Origin of the sequence: Streptomyces sp. AM 4-1-1 (assembly GCF_029167625.1) — a bacterium.
GTDB lineage: Bacteria > Actinomycetota > Actinomycetes > Streptomycetales > Streptomycetaceae > Streptomyces.
This window is the reverse complement of sequence record NZ_CP119145.1, coordinates 3,965,148-3,983,043: the sequence shown is the minus strand read 5'-3', so window position 1 is coordinate 3,983,043 and position 17,896 is coordinate 3,965,148. Positions and strand designations below refer to the sequence as shown.

The following is a 17,896-nucleotide window of genomic DNA, read 5'->3' as shown; positions in this document are numbered from 1 at the left end:
CGTCGAGTCCGTCAGGCACGTCCGCCGCTTCCACCACGGCGGAGGCGGCGGACGCGGGTAGGCCGGCCGGACGCAGGCCCGGCGGACCCGCCGGAGCCGGCCCGGCCTACGGGCCCGGCCGGTTCCGGCGACGGCGCCCGTCAAGCGGTGGGCTTCACCGCCGTCAACAGGTACTCGTGCGAGCGGTTCGACAGCATCGGATCGTCGCCGCCCACCGGCCGGTCGTAGAGGTGGACGCGCTCGTCGCCCAGTGTCAGATGACGGCCGAGCACACGGGAGGCGTCCCAGGCGAGCGGCACGAACGAACCCCCTGTCCGACGGTTCTGCACGGCGATCACGGCGTACGCGCCCGGTCGCATCACGTCGGCGACGGCTCCGAACACCTCGTCGAGCGCCGTCAGGTAGTCGTCGTAGTCGCGCAGCGCGTACATCTGGCCCGTGCCCTCGGCCTCGACGTCCAGATCCGTGCCGAAATAGGGGAGATCACACAGCACCAGGTCCACCGAGTCCGGGTCCAGCGGCGGCTTGCGGGCGTCCCCGCAGAGCATCCGCTGCTCGGGATAGACCGCCACGCGCCGCCGGGCCTCCTCCGCACGGGACTCGTTGATCTCCAGTCCGACCCCCCGCCGCCCCTCGGCCGCACACGCCACCAGCGTCGTCCCCCACCCGGCGAACGGGTCGAACACCAGGTCACCGGGGCTGCTCAGCTCGGCGATCAACGGCCGCAACTGACTGACCAGACCACTCTGCCCGGCCGCATCGGCAAGGGCGTACTCCGGGTCCTCGCCACCCAGCACCAACCAACTGGAAACCCCCATCGGGATCACGCAACCTCTCCGCGTTCTCGCCGCCGTCGACGCGATGCCGGGCGGCCTTCGAGCTGGACACATCTCATGACGGCCCGTTCCACGGAACCGGCCGTCCGCACGCCGGGGCGCGAAGCCCCTTCGTCAACCCTCCTCCGGAGTTCCCGGCCCCGCTGTCAGGTCCCCACCGGGCGCTGCTCCCCGGCCGACTGCTCCCCGGCCGGCTGCTCATCGGCCGGGCGCACACTCGGCCGCGGATGCACCGCCGCCTCCGGGAGCCGCCGCTCCAGCCGGAGCACGCCCAGCGCGGCACCGGCCACGCCGACCGCGAGGAGCAGCCACATACCGATCGCGGAGACCGACAGCAGGGCGGTCAGCACCGCGGGCGCCAAGGCGATCGGGACCGCCCAGGAGAGCTGGTAGATCGCCAGGTGCCGGCCCCGGGTCTCCTCCGGGGCCGTCTGCGCGACCAGCGCGGACGCCGTGGCGCCGTGCAGCAGTTCCCCGGCGGTGAACGCCATCGTGGCGGCGAAGACACCGACGATCACCGCGGTCCCCTTCGGGAAGGTGCCCAGCACCGCGAAGAACACGAAGGACGCGGCGAAGACCGCCGCGCCCAGCGCCATGGCCCTCGTCCTCCGGTATCCGCCGAGCACCCGGGTCACCGGGATCTGGAGCAGCGCGATACCCACCGTGTTGACCGCGTACAGGACACCCACCATGGAGCTGGACGCGCCCAACTCCTGTGTGAGGTACACCGGGAGGCTCACCGAGAGCACCATGTACCCGAAGGCCGTGGGGACGTTCAGCAGGGACAGCGCCATGAACGGACGGTTGCGGGCCACCAGGAGGTAGCCGCCCTTGCGGGACGGTCTGCCGCCGACCGGCGGGGCGGCCCGGTCGGTGGGGATCGTCCGGATGAGCGCGGCGGCCACCAGGTATCCGACGGCCACGCAGATCACGATCAGGTGGTACGCGGAGTCGCTGCCCAGCGCCAGTGCCGCGCCCGCGAGCAGTCCGCCCACCCCCATGCCGGCGTTGCGCAGACTGCGCTGGGCGGCGAGCAGCTTGTCCCGGTCGGTGCCGCGCGCGATCTCGGCCACGAAGGACTGGATGGCGGGCGGGAAGGACATGTCCCCCAGCGCGACCGGCAGCACCACGGCGAACATGAACACCCCGTTGTCCACGAACGGGTAGGCGCAGAATCCCGCGGCGCGCAGGACGTACCCCCCGACGACGACGGTGCGGGCGCCGAACCGGTCGATGAGCACCCCCGCGACCGGGTTGCTCACCAGGCCGACCACCGCGGCCGAGGTCATGATGACGCCGACCTTGGTGATCGGCAGCCCGGTGACGTAGTGGAAGTACAGCAGGGAGAGCGGGAGGTACATACCGCTTCCGGTGGCGTCGACCACCATCCCGATCATGTACCTGACCTGTTTGGACGGCTTCTTCACGAGGTCACCGCGATCTCCGTGGCGGTCCGCGCCTCGTCGGCGGCACCGGCCCGCGGGCCGTCGGCACCGGCGTCGGCCGGCCCGCCCTCGTCCTCGGCGCCGACCGGCACGATCTCCGTACCGGCCTGCACCCGTGCGCCGAGTCCGCGCAGCCTCCGTTCGCACTCCGCCCGGGTGGGGGCCGAGGCCACCGCCGCGGTCAGGAAGTCCGCGGAACCGGAGGCGGGTGCGATCACCTGGCCGGGTTCGGCGAAGAGCCAGAAGCCCTCCACCCAGGGGTCGTCGGGGATCTCGGGCAGCGCGCGCACCAGGCCCGGCCGCTTCATCGTCAGCACCTGTCCCGACATGCACCGGGGCCGCGGCGGGGGCCCGTCGCCGACGCCGTCCTCGAACCCGGGAAGCGGCATGCCGGCCTCCGCGCGGGTCACGTACTGCGCGAGGTGGATGCCGAACATCGTCCGGAACACCTCCCGGATCTTGGCGCCGCCCGACCGGCAGGCGATCTCGCACAGCACGAGCCGCCCGTCCGGGGTGTGGAAGACCTCCGCGTGGAAGGCGTGGTCCCGGAGCCGGGTCCCCTCCGGTCTCAGCGCCGTGAGGACCCGGTCGACCAGGTCCAGCAGCCGGGGCGTGAGCGGATCGTCCGGGTCCAGCGTCAGATCGACGCGCGGTCCCGGATCGGCCGCGAACGACGACAGGTCGTACTGGTACTGGGAGGGCCAGGCCGCCACGGTCCTGCCGTCGACCACCAGACCGTCGACGTGGCACATCCGGCCCGGTACGAACGCCTCCAGCAGTACGTCGTCACGCGGCGGGCCCGGGAAGACGTCGGCGAGGCAGCTCTCCAGCTCGTCCTCGTCCCGCAGGATACGCAGTCCCACGGAGTTGTAACCGGCCCGCTCCTTGCACACCAGCGGGAGTCCGTACCGCCCCGCGAACTCGCGCGCCTCGTCGGCGGTGTGCGCCAGGACGTGCGGGGCGACCTCGATACCGGCCTGCCGGGCGAGCCGCTTCATCAGGAGCTTGTCCCGGAACGGCCGGACGTCCTCGGTCCACGCCCCGTCGAGGCCGAGGCGTTCCCGCAGCCGGGCGGCGCGGTCCACGTCCGCCTCGTGGTGGGCGACGACGTGGGTGACGCGGAACTCCTCGGCCAGTTCCAGCGCCCGGGTGTCGACCGCCTCGGCGTCGAAGTCGTCGAAGACCTCCAGGCGGGTGAATCCGAGGTCGCCGCCGTCCGGCACCTCCTCGCCGGGAAGCCCCAGCTTGTCGCGGGCCGCGAGGACGACCACGTCACCGGTGCGGCCGGTCAGCCACTCCTGGTAGGGGAAGGGGCGGAACGGGTTGCGGTGGAGGATGAGGACACTCACGCGGACGCCACCGCCCGCTCCGTCACCGGGGCCACCTCGGCCAGGCCCGTCCGGCCGTCGTCGGCGACCACCCGCACCCTGATGGTGTCCCGGACGACCTCGGCGCCCCGCCGGACCGCCGCCGTCGTGTCGGGGCCTGCCACCGCCACGAGACCGAGCCGGTCCCAGTTGTCCCGGACCCGCCGGACGGTGTCCCCCGGCCGGGCGCTGATCCGCACGTCGATCACCCCGTCCTGGCGCCGGGCCTCCGCCACGCCGTCGACCGACTCCACCCGTCCCGGCTCCCCCACCAGGACGCGCACACTGGCCCCGCCACCGGCCACCGGGCGGTCGGGAAGTTCGTCGACCAGCCCGAACGGCCGGCCGAGGGCGAGGGTCATCAGATCGATGCCGTACGCGCTCAGGACCAGCTCCGGGATGGCGTCGCCCGCCACCCGGTTGTGGCTCTCGATCACCCGGGGACCGTTCCCGCCGATCCGGATCTCGGTGTGGGCGACCCCGTCCCGGTATCCGATCACGTCGAGGAAGCGGACCACGCGGTCACGCACCCCCTCCGCCACGTCCGACGGCAGCCGGGCGGGCAGCGCGTGACCCAGTTCGGCGCAGTGGCCGGGGTCGGTGAACTTCTCCGTGATCGCCACGACGACATGGCGGCCCGCGAAGCTGAAGGACTCCACGCTGTACTCCGGCCCGTCCAGGTACTCCTCCATGAGGAAGTCCCGGAGGACGAAGAGCGTCGACACCCGGTCGGTCCTGGTGCCGGTCAGCCGCCGTACCTCGTCCCACACCTGATCGATGTCGGAGGGACCGTCGACCCGGCGCACCCCGATGCTCGCGGTGGCGTCGGTCGGCTTGACGATGAACGGGTAGCCGTGACGGCCGCCGAACGCCGCCAGGTCCTCGCGCTCGCGCAGCGGCGCGGCCTTGACCGCTTCCGGGTCCAGGGCGGCGAAGTGACGGCGCATCACGCCCTTGTCCCGGAACCTCAGGGCGACTTCGTGGCCGGTGCCGCCGAGACCGAACAGGTCGTTGACGCGGGCGGCGCCTTCGAGTCCCGGCTCGGTGAGCGATATCGCGGCGCTGAACCCGGGCGCCTCCCGCAGTTCGCGGGCGATCGGCTCCACCAGCTCCCACCGGGTGTAGTCGACGATCAGGACGAGGTCGGCGAGACGTTCCTGCTCCGGGGTGATCTTGCTGGGGTGCTGGAGCAGCAGGACGTGCAGGCCCAGCGCCTTGGCCTTGGCTACGGTCTCGTCGGTGGCACCGACGAGCAACAGTGCGCGCTCGGGGTTCATCGGTCCGTTCCATTCTCGGAGGGGGGTGTCGGAGGGTGCGTGACGGTACGGGCGCGGTCCCCCGGCGCCCGTACGTGTGCGCCCTTGGGCACGTCGTCCAGGACGAGGGACATCGCGCCGATCAGGGCGTCGTCGCCGATGGTGATCGGGCCGAGCAGCGTGGCTCCCGTGCCCACCGTGACGCCGTTGCCGAGCCGGGGATGGCGCCTCCCGCCGCCCGCCCCGTCACGCTCACGGTCCTGCCACCAGCCGGTGGAGCCGATCGTGACCTGGTGGAACAGCGAGACGTCGTCGCCGATGACGGCGGTCTCCCCGATCACCACGCCGCAGCCGTGGTCGATGAAGAGGCGCCGCCCGATCTGCGCGCCCGGGTGGATCTCGACCCCTCCCGTGAGCGCCTTCGTCATCATGCAGATCAGCCGCGCGGAGCGGTAGTGCCGGTGCCGGTAGAGGTAGTTGCCGGTCCGGTGACCGGCCAGCGACATCAGGGTGGGGTGCAGCCACGCCTCGCTCCGGGAGCGGACCGAGGGGTCGCGGGCGACGACGACGTCCAGCGTCTCCCGTACCCGGCGGCGCAGCCCTCGGGTACCTCTCAGCGCGCCTGTCATCCGGCGGGCTCGGCTTCGGCGGGCCACCAGCTGAGGTAGCGCTCCCCCGTGTCGGGGAAGACGGTCACGACGGTGGCACCCGACAGGTCGTGACGGCGGGCCAGTTCGAGACAGGCGTGCGCGGCGGCGCCGGAGGAGACACCGACGAGCAGCCCGCTGGTGGCGGCGACGGCCCGGGTGGCCGCGGCGGCGTCCTCGTCGGAGACCGCGACGACCTCGTCGATGAGGGTGACGTCGGTGACCGGGCTGATGAAGCCGCCGTTGAGGCCGGGGATGCGGTGCGGTCCCGGCGGGCCGCCGGACAGCAGCGCGGAACCCTCCGGTTCGACGGCGACGACGTGGAGGTCCGGGTTCCGCTCGCGCAGGAAGCGGGCGATGCCGGTGAGGGTGCCGCCGGTGCCCACCGCGCACACCAGGTGGTCGACCCGGCCCCCGGTGTCCCGCCAGATCTCCGGCCCGGTGGACTCGTAGTGGGCGCGCACATTGGCGGGGTTCTCGTGCTGGCGCGCGTACCAGGAGCCCGGTGTCCGCGCGTGCAGTTCCTCGGCGCGTTCCACGCACCCGGCGAAGCCCAGGGTGTGGTCGGTGAACTCGACGTCGGCCCCCAGCATCCGCAGGGTCAGGACGCGTTCGCGGGAGGCGTTGTCGGGCAGCACGATCCGGCACGGGTGGCCGCGCACGGTGGCCAGCGAGGCGAGCGCGATCCCGGTGTTGCCCGACGTCGACTCGATGACGGTCGCGCCGGGCAGCAGTTCGCCGGACTCCTCGGCGGCCCGCATCATGAAGAGCGCGGCCCGGTCCTTGATGCTGGACAGCGGGTTGGCCGCCTCCAGCTTGGCCAGTACGTGGGCGTCGGCGGGCAGCCCGTGGAGGCGGAGCCTCAGCAGCGGGGTGTCGCCGATCAGGTCCTCGGACGAGGCGGCGACGCTGACGGCGAGTGGGTTCGCCACGGGTACCTCCGGGTCAGTTCTGCTCGGCGTGGATCGACAAGGTGTGGCGTACGTGCTCCAGAGCGTCCTCGCGCTCGTCCGGCGACGAGGCGTTGACCAGGACGTGCCCCATCCGCTGGGACGAGGAGGACAGCGGGCGCACGGCGTCCCCGACCCCCTTGCGCAGCCGGACCCGTACCACCGCCGGATGGGCCAGGACCTCCGGCACCCCGGAGATGGCGCTGATCGTGCCGGGCGCGGCCGTCGGGAAGACGGTGGCCGCCCAGGACACCGGACGGCCGGTCACCGGACCGTCCAGGGGCATCCCCAGGGAGAGCCGGATCACCGCCTCGTACAGGTCGAAGCCGTACGCCAGACCGATCGCGTCCGGCAGGTAGTCGCCGGGGGTGCGCACCGCGATCTCGATCAGCGCCGGTCCCCGCGGCCCCACCTTGAACTCCAGGTGGACCAGGCCCGTCCGCATCCCGATCGCGTCGAGCACCGACCGCGTCAGGGCCGTCACCCGGTCCGCGAGCGGCTGCTCGAAGACGTGGCCGACGCGGTGGCACAGCTCGACGAAGTACGGCGGCGCGGTGGTCTCCTTGGCGGTGACGTTCTCGAAGAGCACCTCACCGTCGGCGACCAGCGCCTCCCAGCTGTACTCGGGCCCCTCGACGGCCTCCTCGACGAGCACCGCGCCCTCGCCCGAGCGGCGGGCCACGACATCGGCCACCTCCGCCGGGGTGCGGACCAGTTCCACTCCCTCGCTCCCGGCCAGCGTCAACGGTTTCACGACGACGGGCAGCCGCTCCAGCATCCAGGCGCGTGCCCGGTCGACGGACGGGACGTGGAGATGCGCCGGCTGCGGCACCCCGTACGCGGCGAAGGTGGCGCGCTGCAACGCCTTGTTGCGGGAGATCACCGCCGCGTGGAGCGAAGGGCCGCGCAGGCCCAGCCGGTCCTGCGCGAGTGCGGCGGAGAGCACATGGGGTTCGGCGAAGGCGACCAGGCCGTCCGGCGCGCGCTCGGCGACGGCCCTGGAGACACCGAGGGCCCAGGACTCGTCCTGGCCGCCCTCGACCCGGTAGAAGCGCTCGGCGAGATCGACCGGGCGGTTCTCCCAGACGGCGGCCGACTCGACGGCCCGCACCCGCAGGCCGAGCCGGGCGGCGGCGTCGAGGTAGGGGCGGCCCATCGTGCCGATGCCGACGAGCAGCAGCTCCCTGGGGTCGTTCATCGGCTGAGCCCTTCCACGGGTACGGGGGCGGTGACCCGCAGCAGCCGGGTCACGGGGGTGACCAGCACGGCGGCCACGCCGAACACGACCGCGAGGCCGAGCCAGCCGGCCGGTCCCGCGGCGATCACCACGGAGGTGACGAGGGCGGGGCCCACGATGCGCTGGCCGGTGCCGCCCAGGCTGAAGACCGAGAGGTAGACGCCCTTGCGGTCCTCGGGGGCGAAGTCGTACGAGAGCTCCCAGCCGCCGGTGGCCTGCCACATCTCACCGAACGTCAGCAGCACACAGGCGACGACCAGGACCGCGGCGGCGGCCCACGGGGAACCGGGACCGGCCGCCGCCGCGAGCGCGACGCAGCACAGGACCATCGCGAGGCCGCCCAGGCGCAGCGCGCGGACCGCGCCGCCCGCGCGCTCGGCCGCCCGGGAGACGGGGACCTGGAGCACGATCGACATCAGGGTGTTGATCAGCACCAGGACGGGCAGCAGCCCGGCGGGCATCGAGGTGGACCCGATCACCCACAGCGGGATGCCCACGGCCAGGATCGTCACGTGCAGGTTGAGCACGCCGTTGAGCCCGGTCAGCAGCAGGTACCGCCAGTCGCGGAAGTCCCTGAGCGCCGTCAGCGGTCCGACCTTGCGCTGGACCGCGTCGGCCCCGTCGATCCGCAGCCGGGTGAGCATCAGGGCGGAGACGACGAAGGCGGCGGCCGTGCCGAGGACGATGCCCCGGTACGCCCAGAGGCTGTCGGCGGCCAGCAGCGGCGCCGCGAGCAGCGCGCCCAGCGAGAAGCCCGCGTTGCGGACGGTACGGATGATCGCCATGGTGCGGGTGCGGTCGGTTCCCGCCACGGTCGCGGAGGCCACCGCCTGCGTCATCGGCTGGGTGGCGGCCTCCGCCGCTGCCAGACAGGACGAGACGACCGTGAAGCCGACCGGACCGTGCACCAGACACAGCGCGGCGAAGCCGCAGGCCCGCCAGAGCTGGAGCACGATCAGGGTGCGGCGGGCGCCGAAGCGGTCGGCCGCCGCCCCGATCGGCACCGTCGTCAGGAAGCCGACGATGCCCGAGACGGCCAGCCCGGCACCCACCTGGGCGGGGGTGAGGCCGACCGAGCGGACGAAGAACACCGCGGAGGCGGCGAGGAAGAGACCGGTCCCGACCGCGTTGATCAGGGAGATCGACGCGAAGGTGCGGCCCGCCGGGGTGGTGGGCAGGTAGTCCCGCCAGGACATCCGTCTCATCGGGCCACCCCGTCCCGCGCACGAGCCCCGCCGGGGACGGGCACACCGCCCCCGGAGCCGCCCCCGGCCGGGACCGCTCCGGCGCCCGTGGGTCCGGTCGGTACGGAGACCTGCCCGGCCTCCGGCTCGGCTCCGGTCGGTACGGAGACCTGCCCGGCCTCCGGCTCGGGCCCGGTCCTCCCCCGCACGGACTCGGACGCGACGGCCGCGCGCTCCGGCCCGGTCCGCACGGACTCGGACGCGGCGCCCGCCGACCCGGTCCGTACGGTGATCAGTCCGGCCGCCCGCTCCGCGTTCTCTCCGGCTGTCGCGCCGTCCGCGCCCGTGGCGATGACGAACCCGGCCCGCTCCCAGGAACTGGTGGTCGGCAGCACGGTCGCACCCGGCTCGACCGCGAGGTGGACCATGTGCACCCCGTCGGCCGCGTGGGCCTCCGCCGTGCCCGTGACCTCCCGGACCTCGCCGGGGGCCGCCGCCAGGAACCGTACCGCCGCGCCCTGCCGCACGGGCAGCGCCTCGACCGCTCCCTCGCCCTCCAGGACGTGCAGCAGGTTGTCCAGGATGTCGGTGTCGTACGCGAGGTCGATCAGCGCGGTGATGCCGCCGCCCGGGAGGCGGCCCGCGCACTCGACCAGATGCGGTCGGCCGTCGTGCAGAATCCACTCGGAGTGCAGCACCCCGGAACGGAAGTCCACGGCCTCGGCCAGTGCGGCCAGTGCCGCGCGCAGCGCGTCCGCGGTCCCCTCCGGCAGGTCGGCGGGCACGGTGTGGCCGGTCTCGACCGGGTGGCGGGAGTCCTGGACGCTCTTGGCCGTGATGTTGGTGAAGCCGACGACGCCCTTGTGCACCACGGCCTCGACGCTCACCTCGGGACCGGTCAGCAGTTGCTCCACCAGGTAGCGGTCGGTGCCCGGCGGCTTCGGGGCGCGCAGCGAGGGTTCGTCGGCGGTGGTGGTGTGCGCCCACGCCTCGGCCACGTCGTCGTCCGGGCCGAGCAGTTGGACACCCAGGCTGGCCTGCCGGTTGGCCGGCTTCAGCACGCACCGCCCGCCCTGGGCGGCCCGGAACCCGGCGACGTCCTCGGCGCTCCCGGCGATCCGCCAGGCGGGCTGGGCGATCTCGGTGCCCGCCAGCGCGGCGCGCAGCACGCCCTTGTCGCGCAGTGTCCGGGCGGCCGTCGGTCCGGCCCCGGGCAGTCCCCACGCCTCGGCGAGGGCCGCGGCGACCACCACCGCGTACTCGACGACGGGCACGACGACGCGCACCCCGGGCGGGCGCGGAACGCTCTCCGCCATCCGCTCGGGGTGCTCCTCGTCCTGGCTCGGCGCGGGCAGCAGCGCGCCGACGCAGGCGTACCGGTCGGCGAGGCCCTGGAGGTTCCGGGCGGCGATCACGGCCGGTTCCTCCAGGACGAGCACCGAGTCCGGGGGCAGCTGTCCGTCGAGCTTGCCGAGCATCACCGGGCTGTGGCCGACCAGGACGTGGGTGACCGTGTCCGGTACCGAGGGCACGGTGGTGATGGTCAGCGCGTCGCGCACCCGGCGCTCCAGCGCGTCGAGTTCCCCGACGGTCGGCGCGTCGATGAAGAAGGAGACGGCACGGTCCTCGGAGCTGTGCAGCGGCCCCAGTTCGGCGCCCCGGTCCTTGTGCACGAGGACGGCGCGCAGGGTGGGTCCGTCGTCGGGGGCGCCCGGTTCGACGCGCGGCCACAGTCCGCCGTCGCCCACCCAGGCGGGCTCGGTGTCGAAGCCGTCCAGGGTGACGTCCCGGAGGACGCCGGGTATGTGCTCGGGGTAGACCTGGCGGGTCATCCGGGTCGGGGCCGGGTAGGCGGCGGGCTCACCCAGCGCGATCTTGATGATCTCGGGTTCCAGCGGGACGCCGGTGGCCAGTTCGTAGAGGACGCACAGGCCGTCGCCGGGCGTGCGGGCGGCGACCTCCATGAGGTAGGCGCGACCGCTCGCGTCGATGCGCCACTCGGCGTGCGCGATGCCGTCCCGGAAGCCCAGGGCGTCCAGCATCCGCGCGTTCGCGTCGAGGAGCGTCGCGTCGGCGTCCGGACGGTCGTTGGGCACGGTGTGGGCCAGCTCGACGAAGGTGTTCGCGTGCGAGTCCGTGGTGTCCTTGCGGGTGGCCGAGGCGAAGACGGTGCGGCCCCCCTGGACCAGGCTCTCCACCGAGTACTCCTGACCGGTGATCTTCTCCTCGATCAGCACGGTCTCGTACGGCGGGTACGTGGCGAGCCGGGCCCGCAGCGCGTGGGGCCCCTCGACGGTCGCCACGCCCGAACTGGAGTGCCGGCCGGTGGGCTTGACGACGGCCGGGTAGGTCAGGGAGTCCATGTCGATGGCGTCTCGCCCGTCGCCCGCGACGACCGTCGAGACCGGGCCGAACTCGGGGAGGTACCAGCGCTGGAGCTGCTTGCTGCGGCACGCCCGGGTGGCGCGCAGCCCGGGTCCCGGCAGGTCGAGCGCGTCGGCGAGCAGTCCGGTCGGCTCGACCTGGGTCTCGCCCACGGCGTACGCGCCGACGAGGTGGTACTCCTGGCGCCAGCGGGTGGCCGCCGATATGACGCCCGGCAGATAGGAGTTCTCGCGCGTGACATCACCGTCCACGAAGGCCACTTCGTGGATGGCGGAGGCCGGATGGGACAGGTCCTTCATCGCGATGTGTGCCTCGTCGCGCCACGCGGACGGTGTGATGAGCAGGATCTTCAGACCTCGTCGGGACAGCTCGGCGAGGTACTGGGGCGCCCGGCACACCACGAGGAACGAGCCGGTGAGCACGAAGGCGTCGGGTCGTTCCGGGGAGCTTCCGGCCGCCGCGGCGGGAGGCGTTGTGTTCATGTCTTCCTTGGTCCCTCGTCGGTTCGCTGGTCCGGCCGTCCGGCCGGCGCCCGTGGACGGTGCGGCTGTGGCACGGCGCCCGCTCCCGGCCGCTTCCACAGCCGGGAGCGGGCGCCTCGCCCGGATCAGTCGAAGTTGAGCTTCCCGGTCCGGGTCCTCTTCAGCTCGAAGAAGTCCGGGTAGTTGGCGAGCGCGCGGGCGCCGTCGAAAACGCGCGCGGCCTCCTCGCCCCGGGGGATCGAGTTGAGGACGGGCCCGAAGAAGGCGACCCCGTCGATGTGGATGGTGGGTGTGCCCACGTCCTCACCGACCGGGTCCATGCCCTCGTGGTGGCTGCGGCGCAGCTGCTCGTCGTACTCCTCCGAGTCCGCTGCGTCGAGGAGTTCGGCGGGCAGGCCCACCGCGTCGAGCGCCTCGGCGGCGACGGCGAGGTAGTCCTTGTTGCCGCCGTTGTGGATTCGGGTGCCGAGTTCGGTGTAGAGGCCGCCCAGGACCTCCTCGCCGTGCCGCTGCGCGGCGGCGGCGCAGATCCGGTTCAGCGCCAGCGAGTTGTCGACCAGGGTGCGGTACCAGTCCGGCAGCTCCCGGTTCTCGTTGAGCACGTACAGGCTCATGAGGCGGAAGCGCAGGTCGAGTTCGCGGTGCTGCTGGACCTCCAGAATCCAGCGTGAGGTGATCCAGGCGAACGGGCAGGCCGGGTCGAAGTAGAAGTCGACCCGGGCGCGTCCGGTGGGTCCGTTCGTCGTGCTGGTGGTGCTCATGCTCCGACCTCCGCGGTGGCAGCCAGGAACCGGTCGTCGGCCTCCTGGACGTGGGTAACCAAGTCTGCATATTTTTCACGCAGTTCGCGCTTGAGTACCTTGCCTGTTACACCGCCGGGGAAGTCCGCCTCGGTCCGGGCGATCTCCAGCACGGCGAGCTGCGGGTGGCCGGCCGCCTCCAGCGCCTCGTTGGCGAGCAGCAGCAGCTTCGCCGGGTCGCCGACGCCGTCCGGGACGGTGACCACCGCGACCGGCAGCACGGACCCGTTGCGGCGCCCGGCCACCACCGCGACGTCGCCGATGCCGGGCACGTCGTTGAGCATGATCTCCTCCATGAACACCGAGTAGCCGGTGCCCTTGTCGGTCCTGATGGCGTCCACGACCCGGTCGACCAGGAAGTGGTCGCCGGTCTCGTCCCGGTACGCCATGTCGCCGGGCAGCCAGTAACCGGCCAGCTTGCAGCGGTAGGTGGTGTCGGAGTCCGCCCAGTACCCGGGCGTGACGGCCGGGCCCTTGGCGGCGAGGAAGCCGACCTCGTTGTCGTCGGCGTGGCTGCCGTCCGGGCGCAGGATGGCGACCTCGGCGACCCCGACGGCCTGGCCCGCGCAGCGGTCGTTGCGCTCGGTCTTCAGCGTGCGGACCTTGAGCAGCACGCCCCAGCCCAGCTCGGTGGTGCCCAGCCGGTCGAAGAAGGCGGACGGCTCCAGGTGCTCGCTGCGCAGCGAGAGGACCTTGGTGATGTGCGCCTGGTGGACGGCGTCACCGATGGAGGTCCACACCTGGACGGAGTCGAGCGAGCCGACGGGCAGGTCGAGGTTGGCGAGTTCGGCGTAGCCGCGCGCGAAGGACATCACCGCGGTCGGCCGGTGCTTCTGCACGGCCGCGGCCAGGGAGGACCCGCTGCTGTCGCTCAGGGCGACGAACGGGGTGCCGCCGAGCATCGCGTACACGGTGTACGCGACGCAGCCCAGGTGCGACTGGGGCAGCGCGGTCATCATCAGCGCGCCGGGCTGCTCGGTGTGGTCGACCAGCCGGAACTTCGGCCCCGAGATGATCGACTTGTGGGTGTGGAGGGTCGGCTTGGGACGGCCGGTGGTGCCGGAGGAGTGCAGGATCACGACCGGGTCGTCGTCGTGGTGGTTCCAGTACGAGGACTCGGGGAGCGTGGCCGCGGGCGGCGCGGGCAGCTCTTCGAGGGACTGGACCCAGTTCGGGCTCAGCTCGGCGGTGTCGCCCAGGATGTCCAGCCGCGCCTGGTCGGCGTAGAGGCCGACCGGGGTGGTCTGCCGCAGCAGGGACACGGCGATGGCCTGCGGCGCGTTGGAGTTGATCAGTACGGCGACGGCGCCGATCTGGGCGAGCGCGTAGAAGTGCAGGGAGTACGCGATCGAGTCCTCGATCCAGACCGCGACCCGGTCGCGGGTCTGCACGCCCTGTGCGAGGTACCACGCCGACCACGCCTGTGCGAGCGCGTCGAACTCCACCAGGCTGAAGTCCTGCCGCAGTTCGCCGGAGGCGGTGGCGATGGGCTGGGAGGAGTGGATGAACCGCTCGTCGGGCCGCGGGTTGGCGGCGATCGCGGAGCGGAGCAGGTTGCCGCCGCCCACGGTGGTGTCGGCGGCGAGATCGGTCCGCTGCTGCGGCGTCAGGACAGTGGGGGCGAACGTGGACATGGATGCACCTTCCGGAGTGACGCGTGAGGGAGTACCGCGGTGGGTCGGTGGAGCGTTGGTTCTTGGCAGGGGGTCGGCCCGGACGGAGCGCCGGCCGCGAACTGAGCGCCGGGCGCGGACGGAGCGTTGGTTCCGAACAGAGCACCGGTCGCGGACAGGGCATTGGTTCTGGACAGCGCGTTGGTTCTGGACAGGGCATTGGTTCTGGACAGCGCGTTGGTTCTGGACAGAGCTTTGGTTCATACGGAGGAGAAGAGCCGGGCGCAGGTGTCCCGGTGGTGGGCGAGGTCGTCGCCCAGGTAGTCGCGCAGTTCGGTGAGGACCGCGGTGAAGTCGGCCTCGGTGCCGGACTCGACGACGGAGGCGAGCCGTTGGAGGTTGTCGGCGAGCGCCTTGCGCACGCGCGGCGCCTCCGGGTTGGCGGCCTGCACGTCCCGGTAGACCTCCGGGGTCCCGGACGCGATCCGGGCGAGCAGGGCCAGCAGGGTGTTCGCGGGCGGTGGCGCGATCCTGCGCAGGTCGGCGGCGGGCACACCGAGTCCGGCGAGGGTGAGTCCGAAGCCGAGGACGGCGGCGTGCGTCAGCACCTGGGCGGCGCCGGCCAGCCGGTCGTGCTCGACGGCGTCGACCTGTACGACATCGGCGCCCCAGCTCCTGACGAGCGCCAGGAACTCCGCGACGCGCGGGCCGCCGTTGACCGTGACGGCCGCGACCGGCCGTCCCGGGAAACCGAGCGAGGGCGCGAACATCGGGTTCAGGCCGACGGCCTGCACGCCCGGTGCCCGTGCGCGGATCGCCTCCGTGATCGGCTGCTTGACGGACAGCGTGTCCACCAGCAGCGCGTCCGGTCGCAGTCGCTCGGTGACGGGGCCGACCGCCGCCAGGGCCACGGCGTCGGGCAGCGCGAGGACGACGACGTCCGCGCGGCCCAACTCCGCCGCCAGGGCCGGGTCCACCGCCGTGACGTCCCCCTGCAGCCGGCGTATCCGCTCGTCGGCCCGCCCGGGAGCGACGCGGTCCACCACGGTGACCGCCACCCCCGTCTCCAGGAGCCGTTCGGTGAACAGCGCGCCGACCGCGCCCGCCCCGCCGACGACCACGGCGTGCTGGATCACCGGTGGCCGCCCAGCCCGGCCTCGGCCGTCCCGAGGTCCAGCGCCGTGTCGAGGACCGCGGTGACCACGGCCCTGGACTTGACGACCGTCTCCTCGAACTCCTCCTCGGGATCGGACAGGGCGACGATCGCACCGCCCACCCCGAAGCTGACCCGGTCCTCGGTGGCGACCAGGGTGCGGATGACGATGCTGAGATCGGTCGCCCCGCTGAGCGAGAACCAGCCGAGCGACCCGGAGTAGACCCCGCGCGGCCCCCCTTCGAGCCGGTCGATGATCTCCGTGGTGCGCAGCTTGGGGGCGCCGGTCATGGAGCCGCCGGGGAACGCCGCGCGGGTGCAGGAGACCGCCGACTCCCCGGGCCGCAGGGTGCCGCGGATCGTGGACACCAGCTGGTGGACGGGCGCGTACGTCTCGACGTCGAAGAGCTTGGGCACGTGCACCGAGCCGACCTCGCAGACCATGTTGAGGTCGTTGCGGATCAGGTCCACGATCATCAGGTTCTCGGCGCGGTCCTTCTCGTGACCGAGGAGGTCCTGCCGCAGCGCCTCGTCCTCGGCGGGTGTCGCGCCGCGCGGCCGGGTGCCCTTGATGGGCTTGGACTCGGCGACCCGGTCGGTGCCCACCGTGAGGAACCGTTCGGGGGAGGCGCTGAGCACCGCGAGCCCGGGGTAGTGGAGCAGCGCGCCGTACGGGACGGGGCTGACGCGGCGCAGTCGGGAGTAGGTGCGCAGCGGGTCGATGCGGGCCTTGAGGTTGACCGTGTTGGTCAGGCACACCTCGTACGTCTCGCCCTGTCTGATCTCCTCCAGGCTCTCGGCGATCCGGTCCAGGTAGGCGTCCTTGCCGTGGCGTGCCACGACGATGCCCTCGGCGGCGGGATCGGTCATGCCGACGCCCACGAACGGCAGGGGTTCGCTCTCCGGGACCGGCGGCAGGCGCAGCAGCCGGGCCTCCGTCTCCGCGAGCCAGCGCAGGGCGTCGGTGTCGTCGCCGTCCCGCGAGAGCGCGAGGAGGTGGCTGACCCCCGTGGAGTGGTCCACGGCGAGCATCCGGTCGGCGAACAGGAAGGCCGCGTCGGGCGTTTCGGCCTTGTGCACGGTGTTGCCGGTGGTCTCGGTCTTCATCTCGTAGCCGAGGTATCCGACGTAACCGAGGTTGAACTCGAACGGCAGGCCCTCGGGGACCGGCACCTCACGCAGCCGCAACTGCTCGTCGAGGTAGTCGAAGAAGCCCTGTTCGACGATCTCCTCGCCCTGCCCGGCGAGGCCCGGTGAGGTGACGGTGGCGAAGCCGTCGCTGATCCGGTACGTGACGTATTCGGCGAGCGGTCCCGATCCGTCACCGAGGAAGGAGAAGCGGGACAGGCCCTCGATCACGCTGCCGCTGTCCAGCCAGAAGCTGTGGTCGCCGCCCGCGAAGAGTTCCCGGTAGGCGGCCTCGGTGTCGGTGCGCGTCGCGACCTCGCGTGCGTGCACGGTGTACGCGGCCGGCCGCTTCCCGGTCCGTCCGTGCGCGAGTGCCAGGTCACGGAAGTTGGCGAGCAGTTCGCGGCCGTACTCACTGCTGATGGACTCGGGGTGGAACTGGACGCCCCAGATGGGGCGCGTCCGGTGCCGCACGCCCATGACCACGCCGTCCTCGGTACGGGCGGTGATCTCCAGGTCGTCGGGGACGTCGGTGGCGGCCAGCGAGTGGTAGCGCACGACGTCGTACGGGGACGGGAGCCCCGCGAAGAGTCCGGTGCCGCTGTGGTGCACGGGCGAGACCCTGCCGTGCATGGGCTCGGGGGCGAGACCGACCTGGCCCCCGAAGAGGTGGGTGATGCCCTGGTGGCCGAGGCACACCCCGAGCACCGGCAGCCCGCTGTCCGTGATCGCGCGGGCGCTGATGCCGAAGTCGCGCTCCCGGTCGGGGCGTCCCGGGCCGGGCGAGACGACGACCGCGTCGAATTCGTCGAGGCGAAGGTCCGCCCAGTCCGTGCCGTTCCTGACGACCACCGGAGGGCAGCCGTTCACCTCGCCGAGCAGCTGGTAGAGGTTGTAGGTGAAGGAATCGTAGTTGTCGATCAGTAGGGTTCTCATACGGCTTTCCCGATGACGAGATCCTCGACCCGGCAGGTCTCCTCGATGATCAGGTCGTACAGTCGGCGGAGAAAATCCTTGTTGATTCCGTGCTGTTCACCGAACACGGCCGCGCGTTCCTGGACGATACCGATGCGGTGCGGCTGCATCATGGGCACATCATGCTCCCGCTTGAAGTGACCGATTTGCACGCACTTCTCGATTCGAGCACGCAACTCCTGAAGGAAACGCTCATCGATCGCGTCGAGTTGTGCCCGAAGAATTTCAATGGTGAGTTCTGGCGCCGGGTTTTCCAGCATGATTCGTCCCTCCCCCGGGTATTCCACTCCCCGAAGTCTGCCGCGCGCCCCGGGGGTGCGCCATGACCCCCATGGCTCGGGTCCACGCACTGCACACAATCCAGGGGTGGACATAGAGGACCAAATCACCTTATGGCGACGTGGAGAACAAGTCGCGGAGGCCGAATGCACGGCCCGC

14 protein-coding genes are annotated in these 17,896 nt (G+C 72.3%); all 14 read right to left on the bottom strand.

What is annotated here, in order from left to right; all coding sequences use genetic code 11:
* Positions 1 to 140: 140 nt before the first annotated feature.
* Positions 141 to 818 (bottom strand): DNA methyltransferase, encoded by a 678-nt coding sequence (locus PZB75_RS17100; RefSeq protein ID WP_275536172.1) that lies wholly within the window; start codon positions 816 to 818, stop codon positions 141 to 143.
* Positions 819 to 982: 164 nt separating this feature from the next.
* On the bottom strand, positions 983 to 2,263 hold the full coding sequence (locus PZB75_RS17095; RefSeq protein ID WP_275536171.1) for an MFS transporter: 1,281 nt from the start codon (positions 2,261 to 2,263) through the stop codon (positions 983 to 985).
* On the bottom strand, positions 2,260 to 3,630 hold the full coding sequence (locus PZB75_RS17090) for an ATP-grasp domain-containing protein (protein ID WP_275536170.1): 1,371 nt from the start codon (positions 3,628 to 3,630) through the stop codon (positions 2,260 to 2,262). The genes PZB75_RS17095 and PZB75_RS17090 overlap by 4 nt, the downstream gene beginning before the upstream one ends.
* Positions 3,627 to 4,925, bottom strand: a complete 1,299-nt coding sequence (locus PZB75_RS17085; RefSeq protein ID WP_275536169.1) for an ATP-grasp domain-containing protein — start codon at positions 4,923 to 4,925, stop codon at positions 3,627 to 3,629. Before PZB75_RS17085 ends, PZB75_RS17090 begins: the two co-directional genes overlap by 4 nt.
* The gene (gene epsC, locus PZB75_RS17080) at positions 4,922 to 5,533 is read right to left on the bottom strand and encodes a serine O-acetyltransferase EpsC (protein WP_275536168.1); all 612 of its coding nucleotides are present in this window, start codon (positions 5,531 to 5,533) and stop codon (positions 4,922 to 4,924) included. Before epsC ends, PZB75_RS17085 begins: the two co-directional genes overlap by 4 nt.
* Positions 5,530 to 6,483 carry a cysteine synthase family protein gene (locus tag PZB75_RS17075; RefSeq protein ID WP_275536167.1) on the bottom strand — a complete coding sequence of 318 codons (954 nt, stop codon included), beginning with the start codon at positions 6,481 to 6,483 and terminating at the stop codon, positions 5,530 to 5,532. The genes epsC and PZB75_RS17075 overlap by 4 nt, the downstream gene beginning before the upstream one ends.
* Before the next feature lie 13 nt (positions 6,484 to 6,496).
* Positions 6,497 to 7,699: an ATP-grasp domain-containing protein gene (locus tag PZB75_RS17070; RefSeq protein WP_275536166.1), complete on the bottom strand. Its 1,203-nt coding sequence runs from the start codon at positions 7,697 to 7,699 to the stop codon at positions 6,497 to 6,499.
* Positions 7,696 to 8,943, bottom strand: coding sequence for an MFS transporter (locus PZB75_RS17065; RefSeq protein ID WP_275536165.1), 1,248 nt, complete (start codon positions 8,941 to 8,943; stop codon positions 7,696 to 7,698). Before PZB75_RS17065 ends, PZB75_RS17070 begins: the two co-directional genes overlap by 4 nt.
* Entirely contained in the window at positions 8,940 to 11,789 is a 2,850-nt protein-coding gene (locus PZB75_RS17060; RefSeq protein WP_275536164.1) for an ATP-grasp domain-containing protein, read from the bottom strand. The genes PZB75_RS17065 and PZB75_RS17060 overlap by 4 nt, the downstream gene beginning before the upstream one ends.
* 125 nt (positions 11,790 to 11,914) lie before the next feature.
* Entirely contained in the window at positions 11,915 to 12,550 is a 636-nt protein-coding gene (locus PZB75_RS17055) for a DsbA family protein (RefSeq protein ID WP_275536163.1), read from the bottom strand.
* Complete coding sequence (locus tag PZB75_RS17050; protein WP_275536162.1) at positions 12,547 to 14,223, bottom strand: class I adenylate-forming enzyme family protein; 1,677 nt, start codon at positions 14,221 to 14,223, stop codon at positions 12,547 to 12,549. Before PZB75_RS17050 ends, PZB75_RS17055 begins: the two co-directional genes overlap by 4 nt.
* Before the next feature lie 239 nt (positions 14,224 to 14,462).
* Positions 14,463 to 15,338: a prephenate dehydrogenase gene (locus PZB75_RS17045; RefSeq protein ID WP_275536161.1), complete on the bottom strand. Its 876-nt coding sequence runs from the start codon at positions 15,336 to 15,338 to the stop codon at positions 14,463 to 14,465.
* Positions 15,335 to 17,419: an aminodeoxychorismate synthase component I gene (gene pabB, locus PZB75_RS17040; RefSeq protein ID WP_275536160.1), complete on the bottom strand. Its 2,085-nt coding sequence runs from the start codon at positions 17,417 to 17,419 to the stop codon at positions 15,335 to 15,337. Before pabB ends, PZB75_RS17045 begins: the two co-directional genes overlap by 4 nt.
* Positions 17,416 to 17,718 carry a chorismate mutase family protein gene (locus PZB75_RS17035; protein ID WP_275536159.1) on the bottom strand — a complete coding sequence of 101 codons (303 nt, stop codon included), beginning with the start codon at positions 17,716 to 17,718 and terminating at the stop codon, positions 17,416 to 17,418. Before PZB75_RS17035 ends, pabB begins: the two co-directional genes overlap by 4 nt.
* Between the last annotated feature and the right edge of the window lie 178 nt (positions 17,719 to 17,896).

Coding starts and splice junctions, on each gene's coding strand:
- PZB75_RS17100 (WP_275536172.1), bottom strand. CDS start 818: ATGGGGGTTTCCAGTTGGTTGGTGCTGGGTGGCGAGGACCCGGAGTAC.
- PZB75_RS17085 (WP_275536169.1), bottom strand. CDS start 4,925: ATGAACCCCGAGCGCGCACTGTTGCTCGTCGGTGCCACCGACGAGACC.
- epsC (WP_275536168.1), bottom strand. CDS start 5,533: ATGACAGGCGCGCTGAGAGGTACCCGAGGGCTGCGCCGCCGGGTACGG.
- PZB75_RS17070 (WP_275536166.1), bottom strand. CDS start 7,699: ATGAACGACCCCAGGGAGCTGCTGCTCGTCGGCATCGGCACGATGGGC.
- PZB75_RS17065 (WP_275536165.1), bottom strand. CDS start 8,943: ATGAGACGGATGTCCTGGCGGGACTACCTGCCCACCACCCCGGCGGGC.
- PZB75_RS17060 (WP_275536164.1), bottom strand. CDS start 11,789: ATGAACACAACGCCTCCCGCCGCGGCGGCCGGAAGCTCCCCGGAACGA.
- PZB75_RS17055 (WP_275536163.1), bottom strand. CDS start 12,550: ATGAGCACCACCAGCACGACGAACGGACCCACCGGACGCGCCCGGGTC.
- PZB75_RS17050 (WP_275536162.1), bottom strand. CDS start 14,223: ATGTCCACGTTCGCCCCCACTGTCCTGACGCCGCAGCAGCGGACCGAT.
- pabB (WP_275536160.1), bottom strand. CDS start 17,419: ATGAGAACCCTACTGATCGACAACTACGATTCCTTCACCTACAACCTC.
- PZB75_RS17035 (WP_275536159.1), bottom strand. CDS start 17,718: ATGCTGGAAAACCCGGCGCCAGAACTCACCATTGAAATTCTTCGGGCA.